Annotated in this window: 1 pseudogene; it reads left to right on the forward strand. The window is 39.1% G+C overall.

Going from position 1 to position 1,179, the window contains the following annotated elements:
- A pseudogene (locus tag ACVYAD_RS24995) lies at positions 1-1,126 on the forward strand (IS3 family transposase); the annotation flags it as partial.
- Between the last annotated feature and the right edge of the window lie 53 nt (positions 1,127-1,179).

Consider the following 1,179-nt stretch of genomic DNA (forward strand, 5'->3'; position numbering starts at 1 on the left):
GTGCAATTAGCCGTTGGAAGAAAACATATCAAACACATGGTAAGGAAGGCTTTTTAGAGGAACGTCGTGGAAAAGAGAGTACTGGTCGTCCACGCCTTGAAAACTTATCCGCAGAAAAAAAACTTGAAAAAGCGGAAGCGCGTATTCAACTATTAGAGGCAGAACTTAATCTGCTAAAAAAGCTCGACGAAATGGAAAGGCAGGCGAAGAAGAATCGTTTTTAACACCAAAAGAGAAATACCAAGCCATCAATGAAACGATTCGTTTATATCAATTAAAAAATATGACTCGCCATCTTTGTCAGGTAGCGAATGTCAGTCCAAGTGGCTATTATAAATGGCTTCAAAATAGGGAGAAAAACGCTTTACGTGAAGAATCTGATTATCAAGATTACATCTTATTAAAATCAATTTATGATCAAGCGAAAGGGAAAATTGGTTATCGTGGATTTTATATGGCACTGGTAGATGTGCTGGACACACCGATGAACCATAAAAAGATTCTTCGTCTGATGCATAAGTTCAATTTATATGCGAAAGTACGGCGTGCCAATCCGTACCGTCTGTTAGAAAAAGCAACAGAGGTGCATCGCCGTATACCGAACCATTTAAACCGTGCATTTAAGCAAGAAGAGCCAGGGAAAGTATTCTTAACAGATATTACGTATCTGCAATATAGAGGTGGTCAAAGGGCGTATTTATCATGCGTGAAAGATGTCGCAACACGAGAAATTGTAGCATATGAATTATCTACTACGTTAAAGATGTCCCTTGTCTATAAGACGCTTGAAAAGTTAAAAACACATCTAGACGGCAATCTCCATCCGGAAGCGATGATTCACTCGGACCAAGGTATTCATTATACAAACCCAGAATATCAGCAGCGTGTAAAAGAAATGGGACTTCACCAGTCAATGTCCCGCAGAGGAAATTGTCTTGATAATGCGCCAATCGAATCGTTCTTCGGTCATTTCAAAGATGAAGTAGATTATAAACAAGCGGAAAGTTTGGCAGAATTACACACAATAGTGATGGACTATATGGACCATTATAATCACACACGAAAACAATGGACACTAAAAAAGATGGCTCCGGCAACTTACCGAAGCCATCTCATTGCGGCTTAACTTACAACTACATCCCTTTTTATTAAACTGTCTACAAAATAGGGTTCAGTTCA

The sequence above is a fragment of the Lysinibacillus sp. G1-3 genome, assembly GCF_056322905.1.